Source organism: Thalassotalea euphylliae, from assembly GCF_003390395.1.
In the GTDB taxonomy this organism is placed as follows: Bacteria; Pseudomonadota; Gammaproteobacteria; order Enterobacterales; family Alteromonadaceae; genus Thalassotalea_F; species Thalassotalea_F euphylliae_C.
Genome location: NZ_QUOV01000001.1, coordinates 3,823,253 through 3,848,129, shown reverse-complemented (window position 1 = coordinate 3,848,129; position 24,877 = coordinate 3,823,253). Strand labels below are relative to the sequence as shown.

General features: G+C 42.5%; 26 protein-coding genes. 17 read left to right on the top strand and 9 right to left on the bottom strand.

The genetic code is table 11. The features are described 5' to 3' along the window. Positions 1-25 precede the first annotated feature (25 nt). Together DXX92_RS16885 and DXX92_RS16880 are read right to left on the bottom strand one after the other, a co-directional pair. Positions 26-643 carry a LysE family translocator gene (locus DXX92_RS16885; protein WP_116001772.1) on the bottom strand — a complete coding sequence of 206 codons (618 nt, stop codon included), beginning with the start codon at positions 641-643 and terminating at the stop codon, positions 26-28. A gap of 54 nt (positions 644-697) precedes the next feature. Beyond that, the gene (locus DXX92_RS16880; protein ID WP_116001770.1) at positions 698-1,561 is read right to left on the bottom strand and encodes a DNA ligase; all 864 of its coding nucleotides are present in this window, start codon (positions 1,559-1,561) and stop codon (positions 698-700) included. A gap of 161 nt (positions 1,562-1,722) precedes the next feature. Here DXX92_RS16880 and DXX92_RS16875 point away from each other — a divergent pair, with 161 nt between their 5' ends. Further along, positions 1,723-1,953 carry a hypothetical protein gene (locus DXX92_RS16875; RefSeq protein ID WP_116001769.1) on the top strand — a complete coding sequence of 77 codons (231 nt, stop codon included), beginning with the start codon at positions 1,723-1,725 and terminating at the stop codon, positions 1,951-1,953. 184 nt (positions 1,954-2,137) lie between these two features. Then, a complete protein-coding gene (locus tag DXX92_RS16870) occupies positions 2,138-2,377 on the top strand; it encodes a PGPGW domain-containing protein (RefSeq protein WP_116001768.1) in 240 nt (79 codons plus the stop codon). A 44-nt stretch (positions 2,378-2,421) separates the two neighbouring features. Here DXX92_RS16870 and DXX92_RS16865 read toward each other — a convergent pair whose 3' ends face one another. Continuing rightward, a complete protein-coding gene (locus DXX92_RS16865) occupies positions 2,422-3,135 on the bottom strand; it encodes a DUF3581 family protein (RefSeq protein WP_116002489.1) in 714 nt (237 codons plus the stop codon). Positions 3,136-3,252: 117 nt separating this feature from the next. Continuing rightward, positions 3,253-3,528, bottom strand: a complete 276-nt coding sequence (locus DXX92_RS16860; RefSeq protein WP_116001767.1) for a GIY-YIG nuclease family protein — start codon at positions 3,526-3,528, stop codon at positions 3,253-3,255. Positions 3,529-3,577: 49 nt separating this feature from the next. Between DXX92_RS16860 and arfB the strand changes: the two genes are divergently transcribed. The 3 genes from arfB (at position 3,578) to DXX92_RS16845 (ending at position 5,939) form a co-directional block, all read left to right on the top strand. Continuing rightward, positions 3,578-4,000, top strand: coding sequence for an alternative ribosome rescue aminoacyl-tRNA hydrolase ArfB (arfB, locus tag DXX92_RS16855; protein WP_245961512.1), 423 nt, complete (start codon positions 3,578-3,580; stop codon positions 3,998-4,000). 9 nt (positions 4,001-4,009) lie between these two features. Continuing rightward, on the top strand, positions 4,010-4,849 hold the full coding sequence (locus tag DXX92_RS16850; protein WP_116001765.1) for a DUF2797 domain-containing protein: 840 nt from the start codon (positions 4,010-4,012) through the stop codon (positions 4,847-4,849). Between the two features lie 244 nt (positions 4,850-5,093). Beyond that, complete coding sequence (locus DXX92_RS16845) at positions 5,094-5,939, top strand: HDOD domain-containing protein (RefSeq protein ID WP_116002487.1); 846 nt, start codon at positions 5,094-5,096, stop codon at positions 5,937-5,939. Between the two features lie 71 nt (positions 5,940-6,010). Here the strand turns inward: DXX92_RS16845 and DXX92_RS16840 are convergent, their stop codons facing one another. Continuing rightward, complete coding sequence (locus DXX92_RS16840) at positions 6,011-6,706, bottom strand: potassium channel family protein (protein ID WP_245961511.1); 696 nt, start codon at positions 6,704-6,706, stop codon at positions 6,011-6,013. Positions 6,707-7,024: 318 nt separating this feature from the next. Here DXX92_RS16840 and glnK point away from each other — a divergent pair, with 318 nt between their 5' ends. The 4 genes from glnK (at position 7,025) to DXX92_RS16820 (ending at position 10,052) form a co-directional block, all read left to right on the top strand. Further along, entirely contained in the window at positions 7,025-7,363 is a 339-nt protein-coding gene (glnK, locus tag DXX92_RS16835) for a P-II family nitrogen regulator (protein ID WP_116001763.1), read from the top strand. 9 nt (positions 7,364-7,372) lie between these two features. Then, positions 7,373-8,641, top strand: coding sequence for an ammonium transporter (locus DXX92_RS16830; RefSeq protein WP_116001761.1), 1,269 nt, complete (start codon positions 7,373-7,375; stop codon positions 8,639-8,641). A 146-nt stretch (positions 8,642-8,787) separates the two neighbouring features. Then, positions 8,788-9,714 (top strand): Dyp-type peroxidase, encoded by a 927-nt coding sequence (locus tag DXX92_RS16825; RefSeq protein ID WP_116001758.1) that lies wholly within the window; start codon positions 8,788-8,790, stop codon positions 9,712-9,714. A 47-nt stretch (positions 9,715-9,761) separates the two neighbouring features. Continuing rightward, the gene (locus tag DXX92_RS16820) at positions 9,762-10,052 is read left to right on the top strand and encodes a hypothetical protein (protein WP_181901775.1); all 291 of its coding nucleotides are present in this window, start codon (positions 9,762-9,764) and stop codon (positions 10,050-10,052) included. Between the two features lie 29 nt (positions 10,053-10,081). On the opposite strand, the gene DXX92_RS16815 is transcribed toward DXX92_RS16820, so the two are convergent. Continuing rightward, positions 10,082-10,912, bottom strand: coding sequence for a CvfB family protein (locus tag DXX92_RS16815; protein ID WP_116001757.1), 831 nt, complete (start codon positions 10,910-10,912; stop codon positions 10,082-10,084). A 302-nt stretch (positions 10,913-11,214) separates the two neighbouring features. Here DXX92_RS16815 and DXX92_RS16810 point away from each other — a divergent pair, with 302 nt between their 5' ends. Then, on the top strand, positions 11,215-12,234 hold the full coding sequence (locus DXX92_RS16810) for a glycoside hydrolase family 113 (protein ID WP_116001755.1): 1,020 nt from the start codon (positions 11,215-11,217) through the stop codon (positions 12,232-12,234). A 30-nt stretch (positions 12,235-12,264) separates the two neighbouring features. On the opposite strand, the gene DXX92_RS16805 is transcribed toward DXX92_RS16810, so the two are convergent. Together DXX92_RS16805 and DXX92_RS16800 are read right to left on the bottom strand one after the other, a co-directional pair. Beyond that, positions 12,265-13,155, bottom strand: coding sequence for a hypothetical protein (locus DXX92_RS16805; RefSeq protein WP_245961510.1), 891 nt, complete (start codon positions 13,153-13,155; stop codon positions 12,265-12,267). Between the two features lie 150 nt (positions 13,156-13,305). Next, positions 13,306-13,782, bottom strand: a complete 477-nt coding sequence (locus DXX92_RS16800) for a TerB family tellurite resistance protein (RefSeq protein ID WP_116001751.1) — start codon at positions 13,780-13,782, stop codon at positions 13,306-13,308. Between the two features lie 429 nt (positions 13,783-14,211). Here DXX92_RS16800 and DXX92_RS16795 point away from each other — a divergent pair, with 429 nt between their 5' ends. The 5 genes from DXX92_RS16795 (at position 14,212) to DXX92_RS16775 (ending at position 20,747) form a co-directional block, all read left to right on the top strand. Continuing rightward, positions 14,212-15,423, top strand: coding sequence for an efflux RND transporter periplasmic adaptor subunit (locus DXX92_RS16795; protein WP_116002485.1), 1,212 nt, complete (start codon positions 14,212-14,214; stop codon positions 15,421-15,423). 4 nt (positions 15,424-15,427) lie between these two features. After that, the gene (locus DXX92_RS16790; protein WP_116001749.1) at positions 15,428-18,619 is read left to right on the top strand and encodes an efflux RND transporter permease subunit; all 3,192 of its coding nucleotides are present in this window, start codon (positions 15,428-15,430) and stop codon (positions 18,617-18,619) included. A 143-nt stretch (positions 18,620-18,762) separates the two neighbouring features. Continuing rightward, entirely contained in the window at positions 18,763-19,338 is a 576-nt protein-coding gene (locus DXX92_RS16785) for a hypothetical protein (RefSeq protein ID WP_116001747.1), read from the top strand. Beyond that, the gene (locus DXX92_RS16780; protein WP_116001745.1) at positions 19,335-19,784 is read left to right on the top strand and encodes a hypothetical protein; all 450 of its coding nucleotides are present in this window, start codon (positions 19,335-19,337) and stop codon (positions 19,782-19,784) included. The genes DXX92_RS16785 and DXX92_RS16780 overlap by 4 nt, the downstream gene beginning before the upstream one ends. Positions 19,785-19,793: 9 nt before the next feature. Beyond that, a complete protein-coding gene (locus DXX92_RS16775) occupies positions 19,794-20,747 on the top strand; it encodes a PDZ domain-containing protein (RefSeq protein ID WP_116001743.1) in 954 nt (317 codons plus the stop codon). A gap of 97 nt (positions 20,748-20,844) precedes the next feature. Here the strand turns inward: DXX92_RS16775 and DXX92_RS16770 are convergent, their stop codons facing one another. Continuing rightward, positions 20,845-21,684: a 2OG-Fe(II) oxygenase family protein gene (locus tag DXX92_RS16770; RefSeq protein ID WP_116001741.1), complete on the bottom strand. Its 840-nt coding sequence runs from the start codon at positions 21,682-21,684 to the stop codon at positions 20,845-20,847. Positions 21,685-21,837: 153 nt separating this feature from the next. On the opposite strand from DXX92_RS16770, the gene DXX92_RS16765 reads away from it, so the two are divergent. After that, on the top strand, positions 21,838-22,137 hold the full coding sequence (locus tag DXX92_RS16765; RefSeq protein WP_116001739.1) for a hypothetical protein: 300 nt from the start codon (positions 21,838-21,840) through the stop codon (positions 22,135-22,137). 38 nt (positions 22,138-22,175) lie between these two features. Next, complete coding sequence (locus tag DXX92_RS16760; RefSeq protein ID WP_116001737.1) at positions 22,176-24,743, top strand: sensor domain-containing diguanylate cyclase; 2,568 nt, start codon at positions 22,176-22,178, stop codon at positions 24,741-24,743. The last annotated feature ends 134 nt before the right edge of the window (positions 24,744-24,877 follow it).

Here is a 24,877-nt window from a genome sequence, read left to right as displayed (position 1 = left end):
AATCACTAGAAATAGATAGCTGAATTTAGTTAATAACCACACGCGCTGCAAGCAGCACTAAGAAGCTACCTGTGATGCGATCAATAATATGACTGTTAGCCTTCAATTTATTGATTACAGGGCCGCGCGATAGCAAATAGGTGATTAAACAATACCACAGGGCATCAATGCCACCGACTGTGGCTGTCATGATAACTTTTTGCGTCACAGTGGCGTTTTCATCGACAAATTGGCTAAACAAGGCGAGAAAAAAGATCGCCAATTTGGGGTTTAAAAAGGCAATTAAAAAGCCATCGCGCCAGCCGTTAACGTTTGTTTTAGCTGTACTTTCATCTGAATCTGATAAATCTAATTGCTGTTTCTTACTCAGTAGCGCATTAATACCTAGATAAAGTAAAAACGCCGCGCCGCCATATTGAATAATACTAAACAGGGTTGGCGATTTTACTAAGATAATGCCAATACCGGTGGTTGTAATAGCGGCGTATAGTGCCACGCCGATACCGTGACTAATGGCGCTGGCATAACCCGCTGGCGCGCCCCCAACCATGGTATTTTTTACCACTAAAGCTAGACTAGGCCCAGGAGAAAGGGCGCCCATAATGCAAATAGCGACGAGCGATAGCCATAAATGTAATTCCATTGTGATACCTTAATCTAACTTCCTACTGACTTTGTCGGCATGTTAAACGCCTATTTAGAATGAAGACTTTATACGTAGAAAACTAGCGAATCTTGGCACACCTTTGACTGTTTTACCACTGTATCGATAAGTGACAACACTGCCAATGGGAGGTGGGTTCTTGCGTTCGAGATCAGAAAAACCGCTGCCTATTTTAAACGTTACCCCTTGCGGTGTTTTTACCTTGATTGCGCCCAGTTGATTAGCATATTTTCCTTTACCGGGTAAATGGGCAATAACCTCTGCCTCATCATCAAATAACGGCTTCAGTTTCATGATGTTAGCGGTGCGTCCAGCTTGGTAGCGGGCGGAGCCTCTATGCAGCATTAGCCCCTCTCCACCAACGGCTATGGCTTGTTCAAGCCAAGCGGTTAACTGCGCGTTATCGGTTAGTCGATATTGTTCGATCATTTGTAAGTGTGGGCTATTGGCATTGACGACAAGAGAGCGCATTTGGTTAATACGTTCGGTAAAAGTGCCAGAATGCTCAGGTAAATCAAAAACCATAAACTTTACACCTTGCCATTCAGTGTCTTTCGCTTGTTGTTTTTGGACAACGCTGGCAACTTGCTCGAATGCTCGTCGCTCAATCCAGAGCTCACCTTCCATTGCTGAGTTCGGCCAATCTTGTGTAAAAAAGCGGGGCACGTTTATTTGATGACCTCCTCGGGTAAAAAGGTGTTGGCCATCCCAATAACCGCGGACGCCATCAAGCTTTTCACTGACCCAATAATCCTGAATATTTGCGCTTTGTTGATAATGGCTTGCGAGCTGCAAGTTAAGTGGATTTTTACTAGCGATGGATTGAGTACAGAAAAGACTCAAGATGTAAAAACTAATAATGGCGAACGGCAGCCTTGCCTTCGTGCTGATGAGCATAATGCCTCCTTGGCGTTATTTTATCTCCAATCTTTAACCTAGAATAAAATTCAATATTTTCAATTTTTTACTATAGTTATGCTGAGCCCAAGACAAGAGCATTTGCCCAAATGCTGTCGAACCAACAAAAATAACACTCAATAACGACAAGGAAAGTCGAGATGATTAAATTAGTCACAATAGTTAGCTTATGCGTGCTAGTTATGCACAGTTCATTAGTCGAGGCGCAGCCGAGTAAACAAAGCAAATGTGCTAAATACAAAACCAAACTCGATAATATTCAATCTAAGCAACGCCAGCCCAATAGTGTTAAACGCAGCAATAAACTCAAAGCGCAAGAACTTAAGGCTTTTAAAAAGTGGCGAAAATGCCAACAAGGTAAATTGAAATAACGACAATTGGCGAATATAACCAATCGTTAGTAATGACATTTTTTAAGTGACTGAAAAGATTGGTTTTTTATGGTGGTGTCAATTTTGCTTTGTTTACTATTTTAACGACCACTTTAACCTTAGCTTAGCTTTGAATAAGGATTTGAATAGGGCTTTGGCTAGGAAATGAAAATAAGGAACTTAAATGAAGCACACAGCGAAAAAGACAATGATCACTGTGATTGGTGGCTTATTAGTTTTTATTGGCGTGATGTTTGTCATTGTGCCAGGGCCTGCCATTTTGTTTTTACCAGCAGGTCTGGCGTTGTTAAGCCTAGAGTATCCGTGGGCAAAACAATGGCTGAAGAAATGCCAACGATTGATGCGAAAAGGCGCTGAGCAAATGGATAATCTCGTTGTAAGCCTTAAACGCCGTTCCAATTAGCCAATTACTGGCTGTTGAGTGCTAGGAGACTATTCTGGTGATGATTATGCCGCTTGATGATAGTTAGCTTTCATCGTTAAATAATCTTCACTAATTTGATTAATGGTGTCAGCGCAGTATGGGCGTAAACCGCTCAGTACCATGTGTTTTTCACCACTGCCAATCAAGGTGTCGCCATTAAACAGATTAAAAGCTAGTACGGCATTGCCGCGTTTACCTTCAATTGATAACGTTGATGAGGCTAGTTCTAATCTAACGTTTGTTGCGCTCAAGTCTAGCATTTCGATACTCATGCTTTCATACATGATCATTGGGCGAGCAGGGTTGATCATTACGTCATTTTTCGACATTAAATCGCACAATATATGTGGGAAAGTGTGCCCCGAAAAACCAACATAGGCGCGAATTAACGCTTCAATCAGTGCTGGGTTTTCAGTGGTTTCGCCATCTGTTTCAATGGTTAAATACTGTTTGCCGTTGGCATCAGTGACTTCACTACTTGCCACCAACTTGGTTGGCATCATCAGCTCAATACCATCGGTCACCATACCTGAAAAGTTAAAGCGCATCTGCGTTGCGAGGCCAGCTTTGGCCAGCGTTACCGCAAACAATAAATCACCCGGAACGCAAAAGCGCTTGGCGTCAATATCGTGTAGTGGATTAAAGTCGTCAGCAATTTGCTTGGCAAAATCACTCGCCTGCTGACGAGTAAAAGATATGCTTTCTTGTGATTGATTATAATACTGATTTACGAACATAAATTGACCATTTAACACTCTTTAACGGCGCGCATTCTATCAAGCTAACACGGATAAAGCTAAGCGACAATAACAAAGCAGACCAGTAAAAATAAGGGCTTAGCGTACATGTGTAGGCTAAACGAGGGTGTTTTTTTGCTGATCTTTGACTAAGACTTCCTTCTTGCTTTTGCTCAGTTGTTTAATGGCGTATTCGCGCTGGCAGGCAAGGGATTTACTGGCGTGAGTTTCGCTATAGACAAGTTCAACTGGTCGGCGTACCCGTGTATACTTGGCGCCACGGGTTGGCGATTGATTGTGCTCAATAACACGCCTGTTAAGATCTGTGGTAACGCCACAATACAAACTGTTGTCTGCACATCGCAGCAAATACACATACCACGGCTGTGACATTATTATTTCCTCTCATTACTTAAGCACCTAGAGTGCAAATGGAGTTAAGTTGCAAAATAGTATTCAAATTGACCGATTTTGTCATCTGTTGCTAGATGATATCAGTTTTAGTGCGATAAGAGCGCAAGGTGCTGGTGGGCAACATGTCAATAAGGTCGCAACGGCGATTCATTTGCGCTTTGATATACGCGATTCTCGCTTGCCGGAAAAAACAAAAGAGAATTTGCTAAAACAATCCGATCATCGCATTACCAGTGATGGTGTGATTGTGATCAAATCGCAAGGGTCGCGCAGTCAAGAGTTTAATAAGCAAGTCGCCATTGAAAAATTGGTGGTGATAATACAGCAGGCCAATAAAGTGCAGAAAGTACGCCGTGCCACTAAACCAACGAAAGCTTCGGTTAGAAAACGCTTGGAAAGTAAAAGTAATCGTAAGCAAGTTAAACAACAACGAAAAAAGGTCATTCTTTAAGAGGGCAATATGACAATAACTACAGAGATCGGCGCGCTGCGGAAAATGACGGCACAGCTTGGCGCTGACGGTCAAATTAGCTATCAACTACCCATTGGTGAGCAAAAAATTGAATTAAACCCACTCATCGGTAAAGAACTCACACTGATTTATCATCAAGAAATTCGCTGTTGCCACTGTGATCGCAAAACCAAAAAAAGTTACTCACAAGGCTTTTGTTACCCGTGTATGCAAAAGTTAGCACAGTGCGATATGTGTATTATGAAGCCTGAGACCTGCCACTTTGAGCAAGGCACTTGCCGCGAGCCTGAGTGGGGTGAATCACATTGCATGATCCCGCATTATGTTTACCTTGCTAACACCTCTGGTTTGAAAGTTGGCATTACTCGCCATACACAAATTCCGACCCGCTGGATTGATCAAGGGGCGACGCAAGCGTTACCTATTTTTAAAGTGAGTACGCGTTTGCAATCAGGCCTAGTGGAAACCGCATTGGCGGAATTTATTGCGGATAAAACCAACTGGCGAGCAATGCTCAAAGGCAATGCCGACGACATGGATTTAAAAGAAAAAGCGGCTGAACTTATTCCTCAAATCAGTGAGCGCTTAGATGATATTCGCTTGAAGTTCGGCGTTGATGCTGTTGAGCAACTTGATGAACCAGTTGTTGACCTTCATTTTCCGGTAGCGCAATACTTGACGAAAATTAGTTCATTTAACTTTGATAAACAACCAATAGTTTCCGGTACCTTATTAGGCATTAAGGGCCAGTACCTGATTTTTGACTCTGGTGTGATCAATATTCGTAAATTTGGCTCGTACCACATCAGTGCGCAATATGCCGAATAGGCTAACCATCTAAGCACTATTGGTGGCTCTAATTAAAGGCGAGCATGATGGGAGTATTGCTGCTCGGGCTACAATTAATTACGCTTTAATCGTTTATTTTTTGTTTAAAAATACTATACTTTCAACAAAATACCCGAGGATTCAAGCAAGTAGCTCAAGCGTTGGTATTTGCTTGAACAATAGGGATTTTTCGGCTCGCCTAGCTGGGTATCACTCACGATGACAAAGTTTGGGAATGCACTACATGAAAGCTGTCGAATACGCGGAAAAAGCGAATGAAATTTTTGTCTTATCTGACTCGTTTCTACGCATTAAAGAATTAATTGACGACGAAACATCAACAATTGACGATATTGCTGAAGTCATTTTAATTGACCCTGCACTTGCTGCGACCGTGCTCAAACTTGCCAACAGCTCTTTCTTTAACTATCCCGGTAAAATAGACACCATCTCTAAAGCCGTGCTTGTGCTTGGTATTACTGAAGTCTATAACTTGGTCATTGCCTATTTCACCACTGACGCGTTCAAAAAGATTGATGCAGATGCTAAGTATTTAGAAAACTACTGGGAGTGCTCGGTTGACTGCGCCTTGTTGATCAAATACTTAGGTGAATCGCTTAGAGTGCCTAATGCAGAGCGTTTGTTTATTCTTGGTTTACTGCATAACCTTGGCGAGTTAGTGGTTAAACAATTTATGCCTGAGCAATTAGCTGCCTGCCAGCCTGATAGCGCTGAAAGTATGCCATGGCAACTGCAACAGCAAACCTTGGGCTTTACGTTTGGTGAGTGTACCGCAGAGCTGTTGAAAATTTGGCAGCTACCTTATTCGCTTATCGAGCCAGTGCGTGAGCAAGATAATGACGACTTAAGCCATGCCAGTGATGAAACCAAGCTACTCTATCTAGCCAAACGCTTGATGTGGCATAACAGCCACTTCCCCAAAGAGTCGCTTGATAAATTCATTGCTGCAGAGCAGTTAGAAGCGTTTACTGTGGATAAAGAGTTGGTTAGAGCTGCGGTTAACTACTGTGATTTAGAGCGCCTAGCGGTACTGTCGGTACTTAAGCCTAGCTCGTTAATGATTTATTAGCCGCTCTATTCGTCGCTGTTATAGCTGTGCGGTAAAAACTAAAAAGTCTAGCTGTATGTTTAGCTATAAACTTAGCGGTTATGCTGATCGCCTTCCTGCGTCATACTCGACATTCTTGCCCCTACTAAGCTAGCGATAATAATCGCTAAGTAAAATTGTCCTGAAATTGCCTGAAAATACACTAGGAATCTGGTTAATGGTAACGTTGGGCTAATATCACCAAACCCTAAAGTTGTTAGGGTGACAAATGAAAAATAGATAAAATCAGGAAACAGAATATACCAAGCTTGGCTCTCGCCTAAACCACTAAAGGCATTGCCAAAATAAAGTTGCGCTAAGGTATACAATAGTGCCCAAATCAAGCCAAGCAGCAGGTACAAACAAATAGACCCAAGTATTTTATTACCATCGATTTTTCCCGAAAAAATGACCTGCTTTAAGGTTTGAAAAGCGGTAAAAATAAAGAAAAACAGCATTAAGATCAGATGGGTAAACTCAATCCCAAATGCGTTGGTATAGTTGCCAATCATTGAAGTGAGGATGATAGCACTGGGAAATATTGCCGCTTTTGTCAGCAATACATGCTCACTTTTAACCCCCCAAACCGCCAGCAACAATGTCACGACGGTTGTTGACTGCACAAACCGCTGAATTGAATCATCAAAAAACTGTTGGGCAATAGCCGTACTTAGCAGTAACAAGGTTAAAGCAAACGTGAGGTACATGAAATTATCATGGTGTGTCATTTTTTTGATATGTGCTTTCATAAGTATGCTTACATCAGTATGAGTAGTAATCACTTGTTATAGATAAGTTTGCTTATACCAATTGGTATAGCTTCCACCAATTTATCAAACTCATTCGTGAATACCAATGTCGTTTAGGTTCGAAAATGTACCAAAGTAGTGCTGCTCAATCTTTGTGCACGTTTTCAGGTCATTGCCTTGCCTGGGGTGCACCACCGTAGTGCATTAATAATTCGAGTTATCACTTTGAAATGTTTAACTTATTGTTTTGTATATAAATAAATTGTTTGGCACAAGGCTTGTTACATTTTTACAAAAAACGATAGGGGAATAACAATAATGAAGTTAGTTAACGCAATCATTAAGCCGTTTAAGCTCGATGATGTTCGAGAAGCTATCTCGGAGATCGGTGTCGAAGGTTTAACCGTCAGTGAAGTTAAAGGTTTTGGTCGCCAAAAAGGACACACAGAACTATATCGTGGTGCCGAATACCAGGTCGACTTCTTACCAAAAGTAAAATTAGAAATTGCTGTAAACGATGATGTTGTTGAACGTCTTGTTGAAGCCATCACTAAAGCCGCTTACACCGGCAAAATTGGTGACGGTAAAATCTTCGTTTACAACTTAGAGCAAGCTGTGCGTATCCGTACAGGCGAAAATGACGTAGCAGCACTGTAGGGGATAATCATGGAACAAAATATTTTTCACCTTCAATATGCAATGGACACATTCTATTTCTTAGTTTGTGGTGCATTGGTTATGTGGATGGCAGCCGGCTTCTCTATGCTAGAAGCGGGCTTAGTTCGTTCTAAGAACACGACTGAAATCTTAACAAAGAACGTAGCCTTATATTCTATTTCTTGCATCATGTACTTAGTGATTGGTTACAACATTATGTACGGTTCAGCAGGTGCATTTTTATCAGGTATCGAAGCTATTGATGCCGATGCTGTATTAAAAGATTTTGCAGCGCGTGATGACGGTTTCACTGGCGGTGCTATTTACTCAACAGCATCTGACTTCTTCTTCCAAGTAGTATTCGTAGCAACAGCAATGTCGATTGTTTCAGGTGCCGTTGCAGAGCGTATGAAGCTTTGGGCTTTCCTAGCATTTGCTGTTGTACTTACAGGTTTCATCTACCCAATGGAAGGTAGCTGGACTTGGGGTGGCAACGCAGTATTTGGCTTGTACACACTGGGTGACTTAGGTTTCTCTGATTTTGCGGGCTCAGGTATCGTTCACATGGCTGGTGCGGCAGCAGCACTTGCTGGTGTATTACTGCTAGGTGCACGTAAAGGTAAATACACTGCTGACGGTAAAGTTAACGCAATTCCTGGTGCTAACTTACCTCTTGCGACATTAGGTACTTTCATCTTATGGATGGGTTGGTTCGGCTTCAACGGCGGTTCAGTACTTAAATTAGGTGATATCGGTAACGCACATTCAGTTGCTATGGTTTTCCTTAATACCAACGCAGCAGCAGCGGGTGGTGCAGTAGCAGCGTTAATCTTAGCGAAAATCTTATTCAAGAAAGCAGATTTGACCATGGCATTGAACGGTGCATTAGCAGGTCTAGTAGCAATTACTGCTGAGCCTTCTACGCCAACACCATTATTAGCAACCTTATTCGGTGCTGCTGGTGGTATCATCGTAGTATTCTCAATCATCGGTTTAGACAAGTTACGCATTGATGATCCAGTAGGTGCTATCTCAGTACACGGTGTTGTTGGTTTATTCGGTCTACTAATCGTGCCATTAACTAACACAGGTGCTACTTTCTCTGGTCAGTTAATCGGTGCCGCGACTATCTTCGGTTGGGTATTCGTGACTAGCTTCATCGTATGGTTTGCGTTGAAAGTCACTATGGGTATCCGTGTAAGCGAAGAAGAAGAGTACGAAGGTGTTGATAAGTCTGATTGTGGCTTAGAAGCTTACCCTGAGTTTACTCGCAACTAATCAAGGTTAAATTAACCTAAAATCAAGAAGCAGCCTTATGGCTGCTTTTTTTATGATGTAAACGCTGAATCAACACTAAATAGTTTATTTCACTCATTTTTGTGTAGAATTAATCAATACGATTGAACGGAAGTAGAAAGCGGATTATGGCAAGAGAGCAATTTGGTATTTGTGCTGAACCTAATTTACATGGCACTTATCTTATTTTTAATGCGATGGATGACAGCAATGCGTTTATTCGCCAAGCATTGTCACGTATTCCCGCCATGTTGGACCATTACGCGGATCGATTTTCAGAAGCAAACCTCAATGGTGTCGTTGCCATTGGTGCCAACTACTGGGATGAATTAGTGCCGCAAGGGCGCCCTAAGCTATTAGCACCATTTCCAACGCTGCAAGCGGATGATCGCATTGCGCCGGCAACTTCTGGCGATATTTATATTGAAATTCGTAGCGACCGTGCTGATGTTAATCACATTGTCAGCACCAAAGTGGTCGAACTGCTTGAAGATAAAGTTGAGCTAATCGAACAAACGCGTGCATTTCGTTACTTAGATGGTCGAGACCTCACCGGCTTTGTTGATGGCACCGAAAACCCGCAAGGCTTGCACCGCCGCGAAGTCGCACTGGTCAAAGAAGAGGCCGATCCAGATTTTGCAGGCGGCAGTTATCTGCATATTCAGCGTTATCGCCACAATATGAAATTGTGGAATATGCTCAAAGAAAAAGCGCAGGAAGACGTATTTGGTCGTACTAAGCTCGACAATGTCGAATATGCTTCAGCAGATAAACCACTGACGGCGCACACCAAGCGAACTAACTTAAAAGACGCTGACGGCAAGAGTATTGAAATACTGCGCCAAAGCATGCCTTATGGTGATATGAAAGTACAAGGCTTATTCTTTACGTCGTACTGCCATTCACCTGAGCCATTTACCTTGATGTTGAAAAGCATGATCCAAGGGGATGGCGAAGGGCACTTTGACCATATGCTTAAATACACGGAAGCACAGACCGGTGTTGCCTTTTTCGCCCCCAGCCTAAACGTTTTAGCAGGGTTAGCTGAGGCTTAATTTGCCATAGCGCTAAGTAAACAGATAAAGAAATTCAAGGATGAAGAGTGAGCTTAATTGAGCTGATCGGTTTTATACCTGCTATTGTGTTTCCCGTTGCAACACTCGCACAACTGCATTACCTCGTTAAAAACAAAACAGCAGATGGAGTGTCTATCCTCGCTTGGAGTGCTTTTTCACTCGGTAATGCTTCTCTTTATATTTACACAGAGAAATACGGCGAACTTCAATCAATTATTGGTTTACTCGTTACCGCGGTTTTGCAACTGCTCATTGTCAGTCTGGTTTTAAAGTACCGTTACCACCAAAAAGTAAGCTCAAAAACCACAGTTGATTGAGGGCACTAGGCAATCAGCCTGCTAAGTCACTACTTTAAGCGAATTCCATCATCGCCAATGGTAATTTTGTTTTGCTTAAGTAAGTGACCCACAGTCGCTTTAAACGCTTTTTTACTGACGCCAAATTCACGGCTAATGTCAGCCGGTGATGATTTGTCATGTAAGGCACAATAGCCATTATTCTCTTGTAGGTAGGCTAATAACTTATCGGTGAAATCAATCACTTTGCCTTTGCCTGCGCGGGCAAGGGTTAAATCGATACGGCCATCTTCACGCACGCGCTTGATATAACCTTGAACAGTTTGCCCAGTATGCAGCTTTTGATGGATTTCACTGGTGAAAATTAATCCCCAGTGTTGGTTATTGATAATGGCTTTCGTGCCTAAGTCAGTGCGGCCTGCGATAACAAGCTCAACCGCTTGACCTTCTTTGTAGTCAGTAGGCCAAATATCTAAGTACTTATCCAATTTAGATGAAGCTACTAAGCGCTCGGTGCGAGTATCAACAAATACGTGCACTAAGTAACGTTTACCCAGCTCCATTTTTTTGTGCATTAGATTGTGAGGTACCAATAAGTCTTTTGGTAACCCCCAATCAAGAAAAGCGCCAAGCTTGTTAACTTGCTTAACGTTGAGAGAGGCAAAGCCACCGGCTTCGACATAAGGTTTATCTTTGGTCGCGACAAGTCGGTCTAGAGAATCTGTGTAAACAAATACATCAAGTACATCGTCTAACTCACACGTTTCTGGAACATAACGATTAGGTAGCAAGATCTCGCCTAAGTCACCACCATCTAAATAAACGCCATTGGCGGTATGCGCGATAACCTTGAGTTGATTGAATTTGCCGATGTCAGCCACAGTTTTAGCCTCAAAAATGAAAAACGCGCTATTTTACCTAAGCTCGGGGGGAAATACGACTAAATACCACTAGCTATATAATGAGCAAGTATTTATAACGTGATGATCTTTGAGGGGCTGAGACTATTTAAAGTAAGCAGCCATTGCGACAAGCTGTGCCTTTATATTCGATCTCTATATTCGCTCGCTGTGAGCCCGTTAACATTCAAACGACTCGTTATTATTTTAATTTTGTCAGGAAAATACCTCTTAACAGGTCAATTTTAGGTAGCTAACCCATTAGATAGCATCACTTTTTTATTATGAGACCTTTTATTTCTATCATCTTCAGTGTTTTCCTATTTACACCATTGTTGAGTTGGGCACAAAACGTAAATGACGTTGAAAAAATTAATGGCGTCAGTTTTGTTGCCACAAACCAAACGCTTAACAGCAGCGATTTAAATCCGGTAAAAGATATTAATGCCAACTGGATCACAGTCATGCCATTTGGTTTCATTCGCCCCAATAGTGCCGAGGTGCTATATAACAGCAATTATCAATGGAAAGGAGAAACCGTAGCAGGCATAAAGCAGACCATCAGGCTCGCCCACCAGCAACAGTTGAAAGTGATGTTAAAACCACATGTATGGATGCGGAATCAATGGATAGGTGATTTATCGTTTTCGACTGAAGGACAATGGCTAATTTTCGAAAATAGTTACACAAATTATATTCTTGAATTTGCCAAAGTTGCTGAAGAATTGAATGTTGGTATTTTTGCCATTGGCGTCGAATTAAAAAAGTCGGTGATATTACGCCCTGATTTTTGGCGTGAATTGTCCGACAAAGTTAGATCAATATACTCAGGTAAAATAACCTACGCGGCTAACTGGGACAATTATAATAATGTCTCTTTTTGGGATAAGCTCGATTACATTGGTATTGATGCCTATTTTCCGGTAGCGACATCAAAAACACCTAGCCATGACGCTTTTTATGCGGGTTGGTCTAGTCATTACCGTGCCATTAAAAAATTCAGCCACTCCCAACAAAGGAAAGTTATTTTTACTGAATTTGGCTATCGAAATATTGACTACACAGGAAAAGAGCCTTGGGACCAAGCGGTAAACTCAACATTTAACAGTATTGCTCAGGAAAATGCGTATCGCGCCATTTTTAGCCGCTTTTGGGGGGAAAGCTGGTTCCTAGGAGGGTTCCTTTGGAAATGGTTCCCAGATCATGCTAAATCAGGTGGCATCAATGACAATCGCTTTACACCTCAAAACAAACCGGTTGAAAAAACCATTAAAGCTTTTTACACATTGACTCCGCAAAAGTAGCGGTCTTGGCTGGCTGAACCTATACGTAAGCTAGAAAAAATAAACGACGGACAGGTCGCCAAATGATGTTTGAATATGACGACCTTCTTGCTTCCAAGCGCGCAGCAATACTAAAAACTTTTCGTTTTGTGATGTCCATGAAAGACCAGCGCCGTATGCACGTGCTTTTTCGTCCCCAGATTCTTTTAAATTGTCTACATTACTGAGATTTTTAATCGTTCCTTTGCCAAATTTGTATTCGGCGAAAAAATGAATATTGTTAGGCGCTTGTACGGATAAAAAAGGGCCTATATCGCCGCTGTAAGAAATGGAATCTAGCTCGGATTTTGGGCGGTCATTGACATTGACAAAATCAGTATCAAAGATGAGGGAGCTGTTTGATTCAAGTGATAGTCGCTTAATAGACCAACCGCCATTAATGCTTAACGACCAGTCAAAATGCGAACTAAGCTTAGGACGATTAAGGAAGAAATGCTCAAACGCGGACGTTTTACCACCAAAAGTGTAAAGGTTGTGTTGGCCGAAAAGCTCGATTTTGGTTGATTTGGTTTCAGCGAAAAAATCACTTTGTTGACCTTGTCCATTAAGATTTTCCACTCTAGTTTGCAAGCCTTCAAGTGTTTGGTAATTCAGTACTATTCGAGTGTTTTTAAGCTTTCGATACGATATCAGGATATTCTGTGTATCGGTTTCGATATCGTCTTTTCTGGCATCAACGGCATAGCCAATTTCAATATCATTAATGTCGAGGAAAAAGCCTATGCGTTCGTTATTCGTTGGCGAGAGATGGAAAAGTGCTTTTTGCTCTACGCCTTCGGTTGAACGGTAAATCAGGCTCTGGCTAGTATCAGGGCGAGAAAGGGTGGTTCTTAATGAAATGATGTCCCATTCTATCGCTAGACTGTGATGAGAGGCTATCACTAGTGCAAACCCGAGATAACATGAAGTCCTTTGTTTCGCCACGCTACGACCACTGAGTAGATAAATGTTAACTTCAGTCTAACGTGAGAAAGTCGCTGAAAATGTCACAAATTTATAAAAAATTTAAAACAAAATCGGTGAAGGCGGCTGTTAGCTTTTGCTTCCATTATCGGCCTTGCTCAACTTAGCCTGAGCTTGCAGCTTGGCCTGCGTATATTCGCTGTGGCGTAAATGCAGTAAATCAGCAATTTTTCGAATCACATGCTGTTCAATCGCAGCTAGTTCACCATCAGCAAGCGCTAATTGCCATAAGGTTTCAACCATAGTGACTTTTTGTGAGGGTGAGTAATGTTGGTTTAATACTGAAGTAAAGCGGTGAAAATCTGTTGCGTTCTCACTTAACTCGATGGCTTGGGTAACGATATCACTCACTTCATCGTCAGTCAGAGAGAAGTGCCCCGCAAGTATCTGCTTAATGTGTTGCTGCTCATTGTCATCCATTAAGCCATCGGCTTTCATGACTTCAACTAGCAATACGGCACAAGCGATATCTAGATTAAGTTTATCTTCTTCAACCGCTTGTTCTTGAAAAACATCATTAAAAAACTGCTGGATTTTATTAAGCATGCGTTGAACTACTCTGTTGGGGCTATTTTGCGTGGTCTTATTTAACCAGATTGTGCTCTATTCTTTGCTCAATATTAACCTCAATCATAACTAACACAAGAGCCCGATTGTGTCTGTCTTAGGTTTTTTGCATTAGTTATTAGTACTAATTAACGTTAAATTTAATCAATTATTGATGAAATTAGCTAATCGTAAATGATTTAACGAATGTTATAAGTGAAAAAGCTCAGAAATTAAATGAGTGTTTTTTTAATTTATCTTGTTGTAATGCAAGCATAAAAAATTTTTTCCTGTGCTATTTGCAATGTTAATAAGCCTTGGCGCGTATTTTGTAATAACCGTTTACAACTTTAACCATGCTTATGACTAAAAGTTCGATAAAATTTACATTTAGTCATAAGAAGTTGCGTGCAAATTGAGGGCAAAGCAGTGACAAGGAAAAAACAAATAATCATACCCATCATCATCTTAGTCAGTGGCATTTTAATCTTTATGGCATTGTCGAGTATGAAGAAACCTCCAGAAGAAAAACCAGCCGTTGATAACACGCCAATCGTCGCTATCGAGCCTGTATCGGTTGGTTCAATGCACCTGAAAGTGGGATCACACGGTGTTGTTCTACCGAAATACGAAACTGAGCTTATCGCTCAAGTAAATGGTCAAATTGTTGAGCTATCGCCAGCGTTTGTCCGTGGTGGTTTTGTTGAAAAAGGCCAATTATTAGCGCGCATTGACCCAAGCGATTACGAGGCCGCGCTTATTGATGCTGAAGCTAACCTTGCTTCTTCTCATGCATCGCTGGAAACTGAGCGCGCACAAGGTAAAGTTGCCGAAAGTGAGTGGCGTAAAATTACTGACGCTTTGCCAACTGAGTTAAGTTTGCGTAAGCCGCAATTAGCACAAGAGCTGGCACATGTTAAAGCGGCAGAAGCACGCGTGCTAAGAGCAAAGCGTGATTTAGAGCGTACCGAAATTCGAGCGCCGTATGATGCCATGATTGAAATGCGCTCAATTGGTTTAGGCTCATACGTAGGCACGGGTAGTTCAGTTGGCAAATTATTAGGCACAGCTGTTGCTGAGGTACGCTTGCCTGTTGCCGACAATCAATTGCAGTTTTTGATCGCAGAAGGTGACGCCGCTTCGGTCACGCTAAAAGGCACATTTGCTGGTAAAGAATCTCAGTGGCAAGCGCAAATCGCTCGTAATGAAGGCGTAGTGGATAATACGAGTCGCATGAGTTACTTAGTTGCTGAGGTGAAAGACCCTTACGCGTTGTCGTCAGGCGAGCACAAGCCACTGCGCTTTGGTGCTTATGTTAATGCTGATATTTACGGCATAACCTTGACCAATGCGACAACGGTACCGCGCTATTTGGTCGAGAATAATCGAATTGCAATTTTAGATAGCGATTCAAAATTGCGTTACGTGAATGTTGATATTGTTCGCCAAGATGGTGCCAGTTTAGTGATTGGTGATGGCCTAACTGATGGCGACCGCATTATTGTTTCTGCGCTTGATTACCCTGTTGACGGCATGGCGTTAGCATTAGAAAGTGACAAGCCGAAAGACGAAAGCCAAGAAAATCCTGAAGAAAACACTAGTGAAACTCAGGTAGCTAGTGTAGCAACGGCAGAGGAATAAGCTGATGAGCGAATATACCCCAGCCGAAATAGCCGAAACACATAAAGGCTTGATTGCTTGGTTCGCACGCAACTCTGTTGCAGCGAATTTATTGATGGCTTTTATTCTGATTGGTGGCCTGCTAACTGCTGGTACCATTAGCAAGCAAATGTTTCCTCAATTCAAAATTAATTGGATTGAATTTAATGCCTCATACCCAGGTGCCGCGCCTCAAGAAGTAGAGGAAGGCATTACCATTAAAATCGAAGAAGCCTTAGAAACGATTCAAGGCTTAGATCGCGTTATCACATACTCAAACCGAAATGGCTCTAGCGGTTATTTCCGCGTTGATGAAGATTACGACCCACAAGTGGTACTAGATGAAGTGAAGTCACAAATTGACTCTATTTCTTCATTTCCTGACGGTATGGAGCGCCCAGTGGTTGAGCGTATTAAATACCGCCAAGAGGTAATGTACATCAGCCTGTATGGCGATTTAACCAATAAAGAACTGAAAGCCTTAGGTAAAAAAATTCACGATGAAATTCAGCAGCAGCCGCTGATTAACATTTCTGAATTTTACAGTGGCCTTGGCTATGAGATTTCAATTGAAGTGAGTAAAGATCGTTTACGTGAATACGGATTGAGCTTCCGCGATGTTGCACAAGCGGTGCGCGACCACTCTCGTAATATGTCGGCTGGTCAAATTCGTGCAGAAAATGGTTACATTAACCTGCGCGTTGAAAATCAGGCATACCGTGGTCATCAATTTGAGCAAATTCCCGTTATCACGCTAGGCGATGGTACTAAAATTCTGTTGGGCGATATCGCAACCATTAACGATGGCTTCCAAGAAGGTCTGCAATACTCAAAGTTTAATGGGAAAAACTCGGTAACCTTCTTTGTGGGTGCCGCGGGTGAACAAAGTATTACTAGTGTTGCAAAAGTCATGAGTGACTTTGTTGAACGGAAACAAAAAGAGCTACCAGAAGGTGTTAAATTAGAAACTTGGGTAGATTTTACTTACTACCTCGAAGGCCGCTTAGACATGATGCTAGACAACATGAAAAGCGGTGCAATTCTTGTTTTCTTGATGTTGGCACTGTTCTTACGCATCCGCTTGGCGTTTTGGGTGATGATGGGCTTACCCGTGTGTTTCTTGGGAACACTACTGGTCATGCCGCTCGAATTTATTAACGTGACGATAAATATCACGAGTTTGTTCGCCTTTATCTTAGTGCTGGGTATTGTCGTTGATGACGCTATTGTGATGGGCGAAAGTGCTCATGCGGAAATCGAAGACAAAGGTCACTCACCAGAAAGCGTAATTCGCGGCGTTAAACGCGTTGCCATGCCTGCAACTTTTGGCGTCTTAACCACAATTGCTGCCTTTGTTCCGCTGGTATTAGGTGATGGCCCAGGTTCGGCTTGGAGTCAGTCTATCGGTTATGTCGTTATCTTTTGTCTATTATTCTCTTTGGTGGAATCTAAGCTGATACTGCCTGCCCATTTAATTAGCATGAAAGTTAAGCCGCCTAACCCTCGCAACCCGCTGCATCGATTACGTGGTGCGGTTGATAACGGCATGAAGCACACCATTGAGCATTTCTATCGCCCTGCGATTACGACCCTAATGAAGTATCGCTACGGTGTGATCATGTTCTTTATCAGCATCTTACTGGTCAGTGCTGGTTTATACAGTGGTGGTGTAGTGCGCTTTATTGGTCAACCTAAAGTGCCACACGATTTCCCACGTATCAGCATTGAAATGAATACTGATGCGGCAGAAAAAGCGACCTTAAATACCGTACTGACGGTTGAGAATATCTTGAAAAAAGTTGATCAGGATATAGAAGCGGAATTTGGTAAACCTATGATTGCCAATATGCAGGTTGATTTGCGCAGCCGCACACGTGCACAAATTATGGTGAAATTAGTCGAACCAGAACAACGCGCGATGAACACGTTTGAGTTGGCCGATCGTTGGCGCGAAGCTATCCCTAACTTACCGGGTGTAAAGCAGTTCTCGATTGATGATAACTTGTTTGGCGGTGGTCGTGAGGATGGCGACATCAGCTTCAGACTAGAAAGCCAAGACGACGATCAACTGCTTGCTGCCGCACAAGATTTAAAAGCTAAGTTAAATAGCCTTAAAGGGGTCGGTGATGTGAACGACAGTCGCCAAACCAGCGCCAAGGAAGTGCAGTTCACCCTTAAACCGCTAGCCTACAGCTTAGGCTTAACCTTGTCAGATATCGCTTCTCAAGTTGGCTACAGTTTCTATGGCTTAGAAGCTCAACGCATTTTACGAGACAGTGAAGAAATCAAGGTTATGGTGCGTTATCCATTGGAAGAGCGAAATGCTGTCGGGCATGTTGACGATGTGATGATTCAAGCGCCAAATGGGGCAGAGCTGCCGCTGTCGGAACTGGCATCAATTTCTGTTGTTGATGGTGTAACAAGTATTCGTCGTGAAAACAGCAATCGTACGATTAATGTTTGGGCTAGTGTTGATGCTGCGCAGGTAGAGCCATTTGAAGTGGCAAAAGATATTCGCGACAACTACATTCCAGAGTTATTGCGCAAATACCCGCAAGTGCAAAGCCAAGTGTCTGGGCGTATCCAAGAAGAAATGGAAAGTGCGAATAAACAGTTACGCGACTTTATTCTATCGCTAATGGTGATTTTCACCTTACTGGCAGTGCCGCTAAAAAGTTACTCGCAACCATTAATGATTATGACGGTGATTCCGTTTGGTATTGTTGGGGCGATGGCTGGGCATATGATCTTAGGTATGGATCTGAATGTGCTATCGATGTTCGGTATTATCGCAGCCGCAGGCGTGGTAATTAATGATTCATTGGTAATGGTCGATTATGTTAACAACTCTCGTCGTCAAGGAATGGCGCTTAAAGATGCCGTGATTCATTCTGGCTGCCGCCGTTTCCGCGCGATTGTGTTAACGTCATTTACCACCTTTATTGGCCTAGTTCCTATCATGCTAGAAACGAGTATGCAGGCGCAAATGGTTATTCCAATGGCGGTTTCATTAGCATTCGGCGTATTGTTTGCCACTGTTGTCACCTTGGTAATGATACCAGCGCTATATTTAGTGATTGAAGATATTCGCGGCTTGTTTAAGCGTAATAAGAACGCGAAATCAGATGTTGAAAAAAGCGCTCAAGCTTTGGCAGCCAAACCATTGGAGTCAAATTAAAATAAGCATCGAATAAGGTGCTGATAAAAGGGAGGATCTTAGATCCTCCCTTTTTGCTTTGTGCTTGGCTTTAGTGTAAAAAAGTGAAAGACCCTAAATAGTTAAAAACAACATACCAGCACGGCAAATAACGATATTGGACAATGGAACAACCAAGGTTTGCACATTCATTAGCACAGCATGACTTTGAATTACTGATTCAAGGCAAGCAGAGTGGTTTTATGGCTGCATACCAATACTACGCTGATGATGTTTACTCAATCTGCCTGCATCTTGTTTGTGATGAAGAGATCGCTGCTGAACTGCTTCGCCTTGTCTTTGCTCACTTTCTCAAACAACTGCGTTACATTAAGCTGCCACAAGACGTTGGCCCTTGGTTAGAAGATTGCTCAGTTAAAGCATGTCGCCATTATTTTGTACTCGCTGAACAGGCACGGCAACACCGTAACGCACGCTCAAACCATAATGCTCGTGATACTCACCAAGGAAATTTGCGCTCAGAAAGTGCCGAAGAACATTCGGTAAACAATCGCTTACTCGAGGAAATAAGCCCTACACAACGCGCTATGGTTTATTCGCACAGTGCCCAGAATATAAAGCAAAAAAGCGTTATCAAAAAAATTAACCTCAGCTTAGAAAATGAAGCCAAAAACCAATTCTTGTTCGATTTGAGCTCGCTTCAAAGTATCCGTAATTGGTTTAGTAAGGTTTGCAAATGACGCGCTTTAATGACCAATTAGAATGGCGTATTGAAAGCGCTGAACACATGTTGGAGAACAGCAAGGCGCCGCTACTGGCTGAAGACATTTGGCGTATTCACCAACTTAAACAATTGTCGCAAACGGTCGGTTTGGCTGTGTTAGCGGCATTCATTGCGCTTAGTCTATGGTGGTATCATTGGGGGCAAACGCCGATGGCAATGCCGGACTATATTACCCAAAGCCATCAGTATGAACAGCAACTTGCGCAATATGCCGATGTTGAATTATCAGAGCGTCATAGCGCGATAATGGCTAACTGGCACCATGAGTTGTCGGTAATAGACCAAACACTAGAACGCGGTAAAGGTAATTTATACAACGTCGAGCTTTGGCAACGACGCACTAGTTTATTGAAGTTGATGGTTGAGTTTTATACTCGACCACTTGATTTGTATGAGATTTGAGGAAGCCCAATGAAGTATTTGGCTACTGTATTATTGTTGGTTGCGGCCAACTCGTATGCGAATGAATTGAAGTCGGCTCAAGCACAGCAGATCGCTGATCAGCTAGTGAGAACGATTAACCAGAAACTTGCTGAAATCACTGCCTTGGAAGTAGCTGAAGGTGTGCCAATTAAGGATATCAAAGTGAACTTGAGCCAAGGTATGCGTTTTGATAGCGGGCGTTTTGGTGCCATTCTAGACGCTAGTCAGCCTGGGCGTGTGGTCTCAGTAACACCGCGCAGCCAAGCGAGTCAATTGGGGATCCAGAGCGGCGATATTATTGTTTCAATCAATGATATGCCATTTGATGACGGCGTTGTTGGTGCAGCGCGCAAGTTACAGTATTTGCCCAATGGTTCTTTGGTCAAAGTGGAGGTTAAGCGCGGCGATAAAACGCTAAGCTTGCAAACCCACCTTAAAGCTAAGTATTTGCCGCAGTGGCAACTCATGAGTGCGGAGTCGCTTGGCAGTGGAGCAAATAAAAATAGTAGCCATCTACCGTACTGGCAATTAGAGGAAAATGCCCCGATATTTGCCAGCCGGCTAGAACAGCATAGTGACATTACGGCGAGCCAAGGAAACTGTGGTCGCATTATCCTAGTGAACAGTTTGTCGATATCACCATCAAAATATAGTGGTTTGAAAAATACCTCAGAGATCAAAGAAATCGATGGTCATCCGTGGATGAAAGATAGCTCTCGCGTGCGGGTTGATGTTGGTTTGCATCGATTAAAAGTGGGGAACAAGTACGATACACCAAGAGATTTCAGAGACTTCAGCCTTTATGTTGCCCCTAATACAAACTACTACATTGCTTATACACACAACAAAGCTTGGGTCGATGATTGGGGCACAGATTTAGCGCTGGGTAAATATACCGGGCCGGTTATTTGGAAAACTACCGAACAAGCTTGTGAAAAATAAGCAAATATTAAATATAAAAAAACCAGCAAGTAATGCTGGTTTTTAGTTTTATTGCTCGTTTAAAAGCGCAGTTCAATATATGTGAGCCATACTTGGCTTACTTAACACCTAACTCTTTTAAACGCTCATCTAAGTATGTGCGTTGGGTGTGGCGTTCAGACAACACAACTTCGTCACGCGGGTGCAAGAAAAGTGGCAACGAAATACGTGAGTTCTCAGAACCTTTACCGGTTGGGTTGATCACTCGGTGACTTGTTGATGGGAAGTAGCCACCGGTTACTTCTTGCAGCATATCACCAATGTTGATAATTAAGTTACCGAAGTCACAAGGAACGTCTGACCAAGTACCGTCATTTAGTTTAACTTGTAAACCTGGCTCGTTAGCTGCAGGTAAAATAGTCAGCAAGTTAATGTCTTCGTGTGCCGCCGCTCGGATTGCGCCTGGCTCTTCATCACCTTTTAACGGCGGGTAATGCAATACACGTAGCAATGTGTTCGGTGTATCTTTGATCATGTTTGATAGCGGCTCAGAGTACTTAGCTGCAATTTCGGCTGGACTGTGCTTTTCAACCCAATCAAGTAGCTCAGTTGCTAAGTTCGATGCAAGCTCGTAGTAGGCCATAATCTCATCTTTAAGCGACGCAGGAATGCGGCCCCAAGGGTACACGTGATAGTACTCTTTGATGTCTTTTTTGGTGTGGCCTTTGGCAACTTCAGAAATTTCTGGCGCAAAGTAACCGTCTTGCTTTTCTGGATCGAAAGCAAACTTCTGCTTTTCGTCACTGGTGAAAAATTCGTACCAATTTTTGTAAATAGACTCAACAACTTCTTGTTTGATCGGGTGATTAACGAGTACACCGAAACCTGTTTCTCGTAAACTTTTTACAAATTGTTCAGGTGCATCAGGTGATTGATAATCCACAACTTGTACTTGCATCGCTTTCTCCTGCTAAGGCATTATGTGATAACTATAGTTGATTTTGATTATATCATTACTTAACCATATGGTCAGCTTTTTTGTTTGTACTATGACTTATAAACTAGGCTGGTTATAATAAATGCTTGTTGTAACTGGGGATAAATTCAACAAATGACAAGAAATTTACTACTATCAGCAGGTGTTTTAACGCTGCTATCAGCCTGTGCTGCTAATGAAAATGCCTGTGAAGATGTCACCTTAGCTGCTGAGCAAGTGCAGCAATGCCAAGTATTACAGCGTCAAATTACACAAGCTAAAGATCGACCTATTCTGCGTACTGAATTAGAGCGCCGCTATGAACAAGACTGCGTGCAAGTGCGTTACTACCGTGATGATAAACAACCAGCGATCTGCGGTAATAAAGACAAGTTAGAGCAAGCGAAAGAAGCACTTGAAAAAGAAAGTAAGTAGCTTTAAAAACTCTTAGGTAAGGTGGTAGGTGTAAATTAATGAATAATTCATCCGATGATAAGTTGTCTAATACTGATGAATCGCTTCAGAACGATGAACTAGAGTTATATAAAGTCGCCTACCAAAATCTACAACAACGCCACACGGCGTTATTTAAACTCAACCAACTTTCCCAAGACTGTAAAGAACTGAGTACCTTTTACGCCCAAGTGCATCGGGTGATAAAAGCAATCATGACGGCTGAAAACTTTTATATCGTCATGTATGACCAAACCTTATCAACCTTAGAGTTTGTTTATCATGTTGATGAAGAAGATGAGGTGCCAGAAGATCCGGTACCTTATGAAAGCTTTAGAGGTTCATTGACCAGCCATGTGATTGAGTCAAAAGAGCCGCTTTTGGCAACACCTAATATGATCAAACAAATGGCAAACGATGGTGTGCTTAATCATATTGGTACTGCGGGTATGGACTGGCTTGGCGTCCCTTTGCTGCAAGACGGTTATGTTATCGGTGTAATGGCAATTCAAAGCTATACCGAAAATACCCGTTACACGGAAGAAGACAAGGCTCTATTAACCTATACCGCGCAGCATGTGGTGTCGGCGTTGGTGCGGTTGCAAGATCATGAACAATTGCAGAAAGCAGTATCGTCTCGAACTCGCGAGTTAATGGAGCAAATTCGCGAACGTGAAAAAGCAGAATTATTGCAAGAGTCTTTGTACAGGATTTCAGAGCTAACCAACAGAGTTGGTTTAGATATCAACGACTTTTACGGGCAAGTCCACAATATTATTGGCCAGCTAATAAACGCCGAAAACTTCTTTATTGCCAAGTACGATAGAGAAAGCGATACCATAGATTTCGTTTATTACCTCGATCAAAACTCGCGTAATACCGCCAGCGATTTCTTACCGCAGAAGTCTGCTGATCTCTATACCGCATTGGTGATCAGGCGCAAGCAAACATGCTTGCTGTCATATGATGAAATGTATGAGCTTTATCGCCAAGGCGAAACGAAGAAACCGCAAAAAGAAACGAATTCTTGGTTAGGTGTCCCCTTGATCGCCGATGATGATGTTATTGGCGTACTAGTACTACAAAGCTATCAAAAACACATCACTTACAATCAGCAAGATGCTGAATTACTTAACTTTGTTTCTCATCATGTCAGTATGGCAATTAAGCGCCGCGAAACACTCGACTATGAGCGTCGTACACATGAGATGCTCGAAAAGCAGGTAAAAATGCGCACTGAGGCGTTGGAAGAAGAAATTCGCCAACGCAAACAGGTGGAGCAGATGTTAAAACACAATGCTTCACATGATGATTTAACCGGGTTGCCAAATCGTGTGGTGTTTTTAGATCTGCTCGATCACGCGATTAATAATATGAAGCGTCGTCCAGAGATGGAATTTGCGGTGCTGTTTCTCGATTTAGATCGCTTTAAAATGGTTAACGACAGTTTAGGTCATCACGCAGGTGACTTGCTATTAAAGGTGGTTGCGAAAGAGTTAAAAAGTATTATTCGTGCCAACGACACAGTCGCCCGTTTAGGCGGTGATGAATTCGTGGTCTTAATAGAAGACATTGATGACAAAAGCGAAGTGTATGAAATTGCTCAGCGCATTACCTTTACGCTAGCGCAGCCGTTTAACATCGATAACCAGCCGGTATTTATAGGGACCAGCATTGGTATTTTGTTCAGCGATGATCGCTATGAATCAGCAGAAACTATGTTGCGCGATGCTGACACTGCGATGTATCACGCAAAGGACAGTGGTAAAGGGCGTTTTGAAGAATTTGATGCCAGTATGCACCAGAAGATTCAAGAAGAATTATCGCTTGAAGCAGATATTCGCCAAGCTATAGAGCAAGACGAGTTTACACCGTATTTTCAGCCAATTTATCAATTAGATTCAGCACAGGTAATAGGCTTTGAGGCGCTTGCGCGCTGGCAAAGTAGCAAGCGCGGCATGGTGATGCCCAACCAATTTATTCCGGTAGCGGAAGAAACCGGACTGGTAGTTGATATCGATTTACAAATCATGCGTAAAGCATGCGACCAGCTAAAGCAGTGGCAAGCGCAGGGCTTGTGTGAGCGACAATACGTAAGCTGTAACTTATTTGGTAATCATTTTTATAATCCGACACTACCTGATGACATTACCCATATTCTCAACTCCGCGGGGTTAGAGCCAGCCCACCTGAGAATTGAGTTAACCGAGCGCGTGCTATTAGAAGAAAATGAAGTTGTGCTCGCCAATATGAAAGCGCTAAAACAATTAGGCATCAAGCTGCTGCTGGATGATTTTGGCACGGGTTACTCTAGTTTAAGCTATGTGCACCGTTTCCCTCTCGATGTGGTGAAAATTGATCGCTCGTTTATTACCGATGCTCACTTAAAAACGAGTAACCGAGCGATAATCAAAACCATTATCGACTTGGCAGCTAACTTACAATTGGCAACCATTAGCGAAGGCATCGAGTGTCAGGAAGAGGCAGACATCTTAACCCAAATGGGGTGCTTGTATGGGCAAGGCTATTACTTTGCTAAGCCAATGGTAGGTGAACAGGCTACCGCATTATTAACGGCTGGCAAGTAGCTCCGCTAAAGCTTCTCTGTCAGCCTTATTTTGCCTTTCAATGCGTTGATTCAATTAGCATTACGCTAACCTGTTATGCGATTACGCTATTAATAGCTATCATGTTTAGGTATATTGTTGGTTCACTAATTAAC

Excerpts from the sequence above, each read along its gene's own strand:
- DXX92_RS16850 (WP_116001765.1), top strand. The coding sequence starts at position 4,010 with ATGACAATAACTACAGAGATCGGCGCGCTGCGGAAAATGACGGCACAG.
- DXX92_RS16870 (WP_116001768.1), top strand. The coding sequence starts at position 2,138 with ATGAAGCACACAGCGAAAAAGACAATGATCACTGTGATTGGTGGCTTA.
- DXX92_RS16770 (WP_116001741.1), bottom strand. The coding sequence starts at position 21,684 with ATGCAAGTACAAGTTGTGGATTATCAATCACCTGATGCACCTGAACAA.
- DXX92_RS16825 (WP_116001758.1), top strand. The coding sequence starts at position 8,788 with ATGGCAAGAGAGCAATTTGGTATTTGTGCTGAACCTAATTTACATGGC.
- DXX92_RS16865 (WP_116002489.1), bottom strand. The coding sequence starts at position 3,135 with ATGTTCGTAAATCAGTATTATAATCAATCACAAGAAAGCATATCTTTT.
- DXX92_RS16860 (WP_116001767.1), bottom strand. The coding sequence starts at position 3,528 with ATGTCACAGCCGTGGTATGTGTATTTGCTGCGATGTGCAGACAACAGT.
- DXX92_RS16885 (WP_116001772.1), bottom strand. The coding sequence starts at position 643 with ATGGAATTACATTTATGGCTATCGCTCGTCGCTATTTGCATTATGGGC.
- DXX92_RS16775 (WP_116001743.1), top strand. The coding sequence starts at position 19,794 with ATGAAGTATTTGGCTACTGTATTATTGTTGGTTGCGGCCAACTCGTAT.
- DXX92_RS16785 (WP_116001747.1), top strand. The coding sequence starts at position 18,763 with ATGGAACAACCAAGGTTTGCACATTCATTAGCACAGCATGACTTTGAA.
- DXX92_RS16880 (WP_116001770.1), bottom strand. The coding sequence starts at position 1,561 with ATGCTCATCAGCACGAAGGCAAGGCTGCCGTTCGCCATTATTAGTTTT.
- DXX92_RS16875 (WP_116001769.1), top strand. The coding sequence starts at position 1,723 with ATGATTAAATTAGTCACAATAGTTAGCTTATGCGTGCTAGTTATGCAC.
- DXX92_RS16765 (WP_116001739.1), top strand. The coding sequence starts at position 21,838 with ATGACAAGAAATTTACTACTATCAGCAGGTGTTTTAACGCTGCTATCA.
- DXX92_RS16780 (WP_116001745.1), top strand. The coding sequence starts at position 19,335 with ATGACGCGCTTTAATGACCAATTAGAATGGCGTATTGAAAGCGCTGAA.
- DXX92_RS16810 (WP_116001755.1), top strand. The coding sequence starts at position 11,215 with ATGAGACCTTTTATTTCTATCATCTTCAGTGTTTTCCTATTTACACCA.
- glnK (WP_116001763.1), top strand. The coding sequence starts at position 7,025 with ATGAAGTTAGTTAACGCAATCATTAAGCCGTTTAAGCTCGATGATGTT.
- DXX92_RS16760 (WP_116001737.1), top strand. The coding sequence starts at position 22,176 with ATGAATAATTCATCCGATGATAAGTTGTCTAATACTGATGAATCGCTT.
- DXX92_RS16790 (WP_116001749.1), top strand. The coding sequence starts at position 15,428 with ATGAGCGAATATACCCCAGCCGAAATAGCCGAAACACATAAAGGCTTG.
- DXX92_RS16830 (WP_116001761.1), top strand. The coding sequence starts at position 7,373 with ATGGAACAAAATATTTTTCACCTTCAATATGCAATGGACACATTCTAT.
- DXX92_RS16845 (WP_116002487.1), top strand. The coding sequence starts at position 5,094 with ATGAAAGCTGTCGAATACGCGGAAAAAGCGAATGAAATTTTTGTCTTA.
- DXX92_RS16800 (WP_116001751.1), bottom strand. The coding sequence starts at position 13,782 with ATGCTTAATAAAATCCAGCAGTTTTTTAATGATGTTTTTCAAGAACAA.
- DXX92_RS16840 (WP_245961511.1), bottom strand. The coding sequence starts at position 6,706 with ATGAAAGCACATATCAAAAAAATGACACACCATGATAATTTCATGTAC.